This is a genomic window from Mycoplasma sp. 1012 (assembly GCF_054343455.1).
Map to the genome: position 1 here is coordinate 22,496 of NZ_JBTGVG010000012.1, position 9,722 is coordinate 32,217.

Below are 9,722 nucleotides of genomic sequence, written 5' to 3' on the forward strand. Positions count from 1 at the left end.
TTAAATAACTTTATTTTAATTTTTTCTTTTTTCAAAATCAGTAATATATAAGAAATCCACCTAATGTAAAAATGGATAATAAAGCAAAAGTTGTACCTAAAGCTATAGATGTAATATTATTTGTTTTACTAATTTTATCAGTTTGTTTATTTTCAGATGTTTTATTGTAATTGATGATTTCTTCTTTTAGGTTGTCTAAAGAATTTTTATTATAAGATTTATTTATATTAGAAAATAACGAGTTATATAATGATTTGTCTTTTATTGATTCTATTGATTTTCTTAATAAATCTTTATATTCGTTTATGCTTTTTAAGAAATCTGGATTTTGGTAATTATATAGATCATCTAAAAATTTAAGAGATTGCTGATGAGTATTAACGTTTTTATAAACTTGATTCAACCAATCTTGAACTTCTTTTTCTTTAACTAAATTTATCTGTTGTTTTAGATAGTTTTCATCAATTTTTAATTGACTAATAGAACTTTTAATTTCTGTTAAATTGTTAGATATATTAGTTTCTGAAATTTCTAAATTATTTATTTTATTATTTATATTTTTTAATGTTTGTTTATAATTTGCAAAAGTTTCTTTAATAAAATAATCTTTTAAATATAAATAATTATTATCAATATGAGTTTTTAAAGAATCAATTTTCTTTTGTTTTTCTTTTTCATATTCTTTAATAGTTTTATGTAGAATATTTATTTGCTCTTCTATTGAAGAAAAAGTTTTATTTTTATTTTGAATTAAATCATTTGTTTTTTGAATTTCATTTTGAAGATGAGTAAGTAAAGTTGTTCAGTTTTTAAAATCTTCTTTTTTTATGGCTTCAGCTTCAAATAAAATATTTTTTAATTCTTTTAGTTTTTCACCACTTTCATTTAATTTTAATAAATTAATTTTTTCTTTAAAAGAATTGTTAGCAACTAAAAAAGTTGATGGATGAGTTTCGACTGTATCTAGTAATTTTTTCAAATCAGTTGCTACAATATCTAAATTTTTTATTGAATCAGTAGTGTATAAAACTCTCTCCAAGTTAGTATATATGAAATAATTTTCATAAGCTATTGATTTTTGCTTTATAGAGAAAATTAATTGAGATTTTGCTGAATTAATTTCATTTTTAATTTTCTCTAATTTAGAATTATTTATATTAGTACTTTTTGTTAATAATTTTTCAGCATCTGTTATGCTATTTTTATATTTTATAAAGGAATTTTCTGTATAAAATTCATTTATATTAGTTATTTTGTTATCAATTAATTCTTTTATTGGACTATAATCAGCTACTAATTCAGCCTTATTTTTAATAAAGTTTAAATGGTTTTGTAAATCTATAAAAGTAGCATCTAAAAGATATTTGGAATTTAAAGCAATACTTGAGTTTTCCTTTATTTCGTTATATTTATCTTTGTATTCATCTGTTCAATTATCAAAGTTTTCAGGTTGGTTGTTAATAAATTCTCTTAAAGAATTTTTAGCATTGCTGCTATCATTGTTAGAATTGTTCATAAAGGAAATTTCGTTTATATTTGGTTAAAATCATTCCATTCAATTATTAATTCGATAATTTTTTCATTAATATTAGAAGGTAAGTTAAAAAACATTAAATTATTAACTAATGAACCAATTAAAATTTCTTTTTCAGAGTTACTTTCTAGATTAAACATCCTTGCTTTAAATTGAACATTTTTAGATGTATTTTCACTTAAAATTCTAACCATTTTATTTTTAATATCATCAGAATTTAAAGCAATTTTGATAATTCCGTTGGAATTTGTAGGAATAAAACTTGTTGTCAAATCTTTATCAAACATAAGATTAGGATTACTATCTAGGTTAGTTCCGGATAAGTTAAAATCGTACTCATCTTTTGGCGAACTTTGATCATTGATGATAATTTCATTTATTTCTAATTTTTTATTTTCTGGATAATTATGAGTTATTTTTAGTCTTAAATATCTTACATTTAATAAGTTTAAATCAGAAGATTCTCAATATTTAAAATCAGGATATTTAGGATCGTTTAAACCAAAAGTGGTTTCAGATAGTTTTGCATTATTATTTATTGAATCATCGCTAATATCAAAAGCTTTTGTTCAAGTGATTTTATCACTAGAAACTTCAACACTTATAAATCTTGGAAAATCATAACTTTCTTTAGAATTGAAAATTTTTATTGAATCAATATCGATATTTTTAGATAAATCATATGTTACAAATTTTCCATCACTTGGATTTTCAAAAACTCTACTTGTATTGATATTGTTGTCAAATTCAACCTTTTTATCGATATTTTTAGAATTTAGATTAGTGTCTATGATTTTTCCAAATTCAATCTTATTTTCTGTATAAACGACTAATTTTTGAAAAGAAATTTCTTGACTAACCTCTGAAATATTTCTAATAATTAAGTATCTAGCTTTTGTATTTGTGTCTATATTGTTAGCATCTGTAATTTCTGTTCATATTACACCATTTATGGAATAGAACAATTTTAAGTTTGGATCATTTAACTGATTTTCTATTTGTTTGAGTTTATATATTTTTTTAAAATCAATCCCTATATACTCATTTGATTCTAATGTATAAGTTTGGTTTTGACTTAAATCAGCATTTAATAAAGTAAATTTATTATTTTCTACAAGAACATTGAAATTATTTCTTTTATTTTTGTTGGACACAAAAACATTTTCATTTGTAGGAACTTCTTTATTAATGATATCAACTGATTTTAATGCTCATCAAGTTAAAGAATTTCTAGTAGAAATAATTCTAATTCCATTCATTTTTCCTGAATTTTCAGGAATAGCAATTGAAATTTCATCATTGTTATTGGAATTAATTTCTTGCGTTAAATCTGTATAAGTGTTATTAATAATTTTTTGAATTTTAAAATGATTTAAAGTATTACCTTCTTTTTGTAATAATCTTACTGCTTTAATTTCTCTGTAATCATTAAATAAAATATCTAAATAGTCATTTTCTTTAATGGTTCCATTATCGTTTATACGGGAAATTAAGGCATATGTGGAATCATCTTTATCAGTTATATAATCAAAAAGATTGTTTTTAGATTCATTATTAACGGTTTCGCTATTGGCAATTTGTAAATTTGGACTTTTGATAGTAAATTCGGGTTTTAATGATTTTTGTTCTCCGCCTGCTACAAAAGTTCCAAGACGTCACCAAATAGGTCTGGAAACATCATTAACTATTCTTAGTTTATCTGTGAAACCAATTCCAGAAATTATTTGTCTTTTTTTATTATTTAAATGATATGAACCAAATTGTTTTCAAGAATTTGAATCATAATCAAAATATTCAATATGAAAATCAGTTAGAGTATCTGATTCTTTTGAAGCACCTTGCTCAACTAAAACTTTTGTAATATACCTTCTAGAAGGGTATGAAATAGAAACAGCAGCATTTTGTGCAAAATTACCTGAACCATTAGATGTAATTCATCATTCTGTATTTTCGTTGTTATCTAAAATATTGTTTGAATTACCGCCGTGAGTTTGTAAATTTGGAGAATCCGTTTGATTAAAGACTCCGTCCTTGAATCATTCATAAATAGAGTCTTTTTCGTCATAATCATTTATTACAAAATTAAATAATCTTATCCATCCATTGTCGCTGTTATCTTGTAAATTTCTAACTCTTACTGATTTTACATTTGGAATATTTAAATTTTCAATAGTTATAGGATTAAAATTTCCTCTATTAGAAACGTAAGCATCTCCAATGCTTTTTCATTCTTGTTCACCATCTTGGAGATATTCAAAAACAAAATTATAAAAATGATCTGCTCCACCACCCATTTTTAGATAAATTTTGTTTAAAGTTATAGGACTGGAAAATTCTGAACCTATATATTCATTAGCATTAATTCTATTGTTGTTACCATCAAATACTGCGACTGATTCATTTGATTTTTTGAATATATTCTCTATAGACACACCTAAAGAAAGATTGGAATTATTACCTCTATTACTAATAAATTTTTGAGTTACACTATGAATATCTTTATTTATTAAAATTTCTGAAGAATTTTTTAAATATATTATTATCTTTTCAAGATAAGGAATAAATTTATCAAATTCTCCATTTATTTTTATATTTGAATCACTAAAAACCATTGTTTTAGCTTGATTCAACATTTTTTCAGTTATTACAAGATTTTTACTAGATTCTGAAATTATATTATGACTTTTATATACAATTGAGTTAGCTAAATTTAAAAAACTATTTGATAATAATGATAATTTTGTTAATCAAGGTTTTAAAGATGTTATAAAATCATTATTTAAATTTAACAATAATTTTACATTACTATCAAAATTTTGAAACATAGTTTTCAATTCATTTAAATCTGATTCAGTAATGTTTTTATTTTTGATTTTTTGAATCAAAACATCAAATAAAGCACTAAAATTATCATTTTGATTTTGGTTAATAATATATTTGTAAGTTTCTAAAAATGCCTGAATTGAATTATCATTTATTGAATTTACTTTTAAAATATTTTTAATTATATTTTTTTGTAAGAGTTCTTTATTTTGAATATTATATAAAAATTTAAGATTAAATTGTTTAAGATAAAAATCATTAACTTGTGTATTATTTGAAACAGTTACAATATAAGAATTTAATTTTTCTAAAAAATTATTTTCAATATTATTATCAATAATATTTCATTTAATAGTTCCTTTATTATAGGAACTTATGGTATTAAACATAATATTAGCTTTTTTACTAGTTACACGATTAAAACTATCAATAAATTCATTATTAAAATTGTAGTGATTTTCTTTTCCTGTCATTACAATTTTTATTTTTTCATTAAAATTAGAAACATAATTAGGAATAGATTCATCACTAGGATTATTTAAAAAGTAGTAAATGTTGTCGTTTAAATCATAATTTTCTTTTATTTCTGTAAGTCAATTTGTTAAATCATTTAAAGATTTTACTTGAAGATCGGTAGTTAAATTATTTTCAGAAGAAGCAACAAATCCAAAAGATTTAATACCTATATTAATTAATTGTTTAAGTTTTCCTTTTAAAATTTCTAAATCAGAACTATAATTATCTCCACCATTTATAGTTTCATATTGAAAAAAATCAATATTGTAAATAAAATCAATATTATGTTTTTGTGCAAAATTAGAAAGTTCTTTTATATACTGAAGTTCCTTTTCAGAATACAATTCTCTTCATTTTTCGCTATTTTTTGGATTGTTTTTATCAAAGAAAGAATAAATATTAAAACCATTTTTGCTAGAAATTTGAATATTTTTTTTAATTGTTTCCATACTTAAATTTAAATCATCATAAATGACCCTGTTAGGGATGTCAAAAAAATCATTTAATTTAAAATTTTGAATAGCCAAATTATCACTATTTTCAATAATATCTTGAATTTTTTGAATACCATAGTAAATTCCTCTATCGTTTTGTGCTTCTAAAAAGAAAATATTTGCGTCAGTACTTTCAATAAAGTATTCATCATTATGATTAGTTTGAAATCCAAAAGAAATAGAATAATTTTCAAATAAAGAAACTATATAATTGTTTTTTGTATTTGAGTTTGAAATAACAATATTAGTTTTATTCTCTTCTATTTTAGAAGAAATGGAAATATTAAATTCTTTTGCTTTTAAAAAATCTATTAAAGAATTTAATTCATCATTAATTTTGCTTTCACTAGTTACAAAATTGATATTCTTTTTTATTACTGTGTAACTATCTTTATATTGAATATTTTTAGCTAAAATATTTAGGTTAAAATTGTAAATATTGCTCTTTTGATTATCTGTATTTTGCTCTGAAGAAAGGAAAAAGGAAAGAGAAATTATTGGCGATAAAACAAAAGAAGATTTGATTATATTTTTAATTTTTATTTTCATAAAAACTCCTATAATTAAAAATTATTTTTGATAAATTTAAAAAATATGAAATTTATATTTTTATTGCAAGATTTGTGATTTTAATATAATTACTTATATTTTAATTATAATGAATATATTTAAAATTAACCAAAAAAATGATTTTTATATAAAAAAAATGTAATTTTTTGATAATTTTTAATCGAATAGATAAAAAGTGTTAAAATTTTTAATATGAAAAAGAGTGCTAAAAAAACAATATTAATTCTTGCTCTTTTAGGAACTACATTAACATCTGCTTCACTCTCTACATATTTTTTTGTAACTTCTAAACAAAGTAAGAATGATAATAAAGATCATAAAAATGACTTATCTAATTTAAATAATTTTCATTTTAATACTAATGAAAATTCTAAAAAAGATGTTGTAGATAAAAAAGGTAATTCTACACAAAATGAAAATAAAGAAAATGTTAAATTTTTTAATTTTTCCATTTTAAAAAAAGATGAAAATCTTTTAATTTTATCTATGAATTTTTCAGGATTTAAAAGTATAACCGCAAAAAAAATTAAATTAAAATTATTGGATAATAATAAAATAGAACAATTTGTAGATAGTTTTACAATTAATGAACAAACTAAAACACTTAGTTTTTATATCAAAAACCTAACTAAAAATAGAAATTTTGATGTTCAATCAGTTACTATTGAAGAAAACGAAAATAAAGAAATTATCAATATAAACGGAATTTCCATCACGTCTCAACCTTCATTAACACAAATAAATTTTAAAAATAGTAAAATATCGAATTTAAGTGAAAATTCAGCAATTTTAAATTTTGAATTAGATTCAAAAGATGGAATAATGATAGATGATAATAAGCAATTAGAACTTAAATTTAGTTATAAGCAAAATAATTTAAGAAATTATATTATTTATAAAGGAACTTTAAACGAAATACAAGGAAAAACCTTTATAAAAGTAAATTTAAATAATTTATCATCAGGACAAACTTATTATCTTGAAGATATAAAATTTGTTAAAAAACCAGAAGAGTTATTTAAAAATATCAATAATAATTTTGACAATAATATTTATAACTTGCACTCTAATAATCCTTCAAACATCCTTTTTAAATTCAAGACTTATTCTGATACTCATTTTAAATCTAATTCCAAATTTGATTTAAGAATTTCTAGTAAATTAAATGCAAATCCTTTTGAAAATGAAAATAGTGAACTTACATATGTTTTAAATGGAGTAGTTTTAGATACAAGAAAAATTGAATTAAGTAAAATTAACGATAGTATAAAATTAAAATTTACTAAAAATAATAATGGACAAAACGAAGAAATATATGCTTCTGATTTAGAATACGATGAAGATAATAATTCTTTATCTTTTAAAATACAAAATTCCCAAAAAGGGGAAGATTATGTTTTAGAAGATGTTTCCATCAAAAATAAGGGAGAATCTTCTTTTCAAACTTTAAATATTGATAGTGTTAATAGGGAATTTAATGTGGAATTTCCTTTATCTAAAACTTTAGAGCCTGATTTAGTAAATTCTAGTGCTTGAGAAAAATCACAATATAAAGACTATGTTTTTGTAGACTTAAAATTAAAAAATAACTGAAATAATCAAGAAGTTACTAATCTTCTTAATGATTTGTTTTCAAACAATTTTGACCAACAAAAAAGTAAATCTATAAAAAATGCTTTAGTAAATTTGATAGAAAACAATTATGAAAAACTTATTGATAATTATGGAATAAAAATTGATAATAAGGCAGTAATTTTAAGATTATCAACAAGTGATAAATCAAATTTTTATACAGAAGATAATGGAATATTTTATTTTGTACTAAATAATACGGCTTTAGTATTAAAAAATACAAGTGACATTGATGAAAAATTTGAAATATCCAATAAAAATAATTCAAAAAGCATAATAGTGTTAAAAAACCCGTATATTAGTCACAACATTAAGGGAAAAGTGATTGAAAATGAACAGTTTAAATTAAAAAGACTTTCTAGTGAAACATTATTTAAACACAATGAAGATCACTCACACTCCTATCGTATTCCAAGTGTTATAAAATTAGCAAATGGTGATTTAGTAAGTTCTGCTGATAAAAGAATTGAAAGTGAAAGGGACTATAATAACTCTATTTCTCAAGTAGTTAAAATTTCAAAAGACAATGGTAAAACTTGAAGTCAAAATTATGATGTAGTCAAAATTGTAGTTCCAAAAAGAAACAATGGTGGAATTGCAATAGATGGAATAATTAGCGAAATAAAATATTTAGATACCACTAGCAATAGTTATAAACATAAATTACAGTTAATTTTCGATGTTTTCCCTGGAAAAGATACATCTGTTGTCAACTTAAAAAGGGGAAATCCTTGATTTTACGTTGGAAATAATGCTTATTTAAAACTATGAACTAAACTCAACGATCCTAACTCATTTGATTCTAGAGTTTCAGTCTTGAAAGAAGTAGATGGAAGAAAAAATTGATTCAGAAGATACATTTTACCAGCAGGAGTTGGATTTAATAGTAGCTTTACAGAAAGAACTGTTTTAGAAGAAACTAACACATATGTGGATTTAAGTTATCACAGTGACACAAGAACCATCACTGGTTCGGTTTATGAAAATGTTCAAGAAACTGATTTTGATAATCCAGAAATTTTAAATTCTAAAAAAACAATCCACAGTGTTCTTGATGAACCATACAAAAGTGGAGCGGTTAGACCAGAATATGCAATTTACGCTCTTGCTCTTAATAGCCACGTTGCATCTTTAGAAAGTTTTGATGGCGGTCAAACATGAACTAACTTGACTTGAATGGATGAAAAATTTAGTAGTTCGAGAAACGAACATCCTTTTGTTGGAACTGGAGTAGGAAATGGAATTCAATTACACCATCAACAAAATTCTAATTTAAATGGAAGAGTAATTATACCTATGTATTCACTTTCAGACATGTTTTTATTATATAGTGATGACAATGGTCAAACTTGAAATGAAATTAGTAAACCTACCGGTTTTAAAGCAAATTTATCAGAATCATCCCTAATAGAAGCTAATGATGGAGCAATTTATTGATTTTTAAGAAACGCAGGTGGATGAAGCACAGACAGAAACAAATTTTATGTTTCAAAAAGTACTGATGGTGGTTTAACTTGAAGTTCTCCAGATGGAAATTCTTTGGCAAAAGGTAAGGATATAGTTATTGATCAAAACTATGATGGAAATGTTTTTTCAGGTATTAGTTATTTTAATTGAAAAAATAAAGATTACTTTTTATTTGCTTTACCAAAAACAGTTGCTAGAAGAAATGGAGCACTTTTCATAGCTAATAGTAATTTTGATCAAATAACCGAATTATTTAAATATGATGATGAACAAAAAGAGCATTTTGCATACAATTATCCTTTAGTGGTTAACCAAACAAATGATTATATAGATTTTATTTCTTTATATGAATCTTCTCAAATTTTTAAAATTTTTAATGGAGGATTTGATGGTGCAAGAGAGCAAGGTGAAGAAATACAAATCGATAGATTTAGATTATGAATAAAATAGTAATTTCAATTTACTATATATATAATATAAAAGACATAAAAAAGAAAAAAATTTCACAAAAATATTTTGATTTTTTCAAAAATATTGTAGAATAATAAAGCAATTTAATTTTGCGACACTTTATAAAAAATAAAAAAAACATAAAATATTTGGTTTTTTTGAAAAAAGTGTTATAATTAAACTTGTATGATTTTCACGCAAAATCATTATGAAAATTAGATCTTTCAAAACTAGAT

General features: G+C 22.4%; 3 protein-coding genes. 1 reads left to right on the forward strand and 2 read right to left on the reverse strand.

Annotated features, from left to right (window positions below):
- Positions 1-10: 10 nt before the first annotated feature.
- The gene (locus tag ACXX89_RS02290; protein WP_458557519.1) at positions 11-1,516 is read right to left on the reverse strand and encodes a hypothetical protein; all 1,506 of its coding nucleotides are present in this window, start codon (positions 1,514-1,516) and stop codon (positions 11-13) included.
- Positions 1,517-1,530: 14 nt separating this feature from the next.
- Positions 1,531-5,916, reverse strand: coding sequence for a beta-N-acetylglucosaminidase domain-containing protein (locus ACXX89_RS02295; RefSeq protein WP_458557520.1), 4,386 nt, complete (start codon positions 5,914-5,916; stop codon positions 1,531-1,533).
- A 213-nt stretch (positions 5,917-6,129) separates the two neighbouring features.
- Between ACXX89_RS02295 and ACXX89_RS02300 the strand changes: the two genes are divergently transcribed.
- Positions 6,130-9,486 (forward strand): exo-alpha-sialidase, encoded by a 3,357-nt coding sequence (locus ACXX89_RS02300; protein ID WP_458557521.1) that lies wholly within the window; start codon positions 6,130-6,132, stop codon positions 9,484-9,486.
- Positions 9,487-9,722 lie beyond the last annotated feature (236 nt).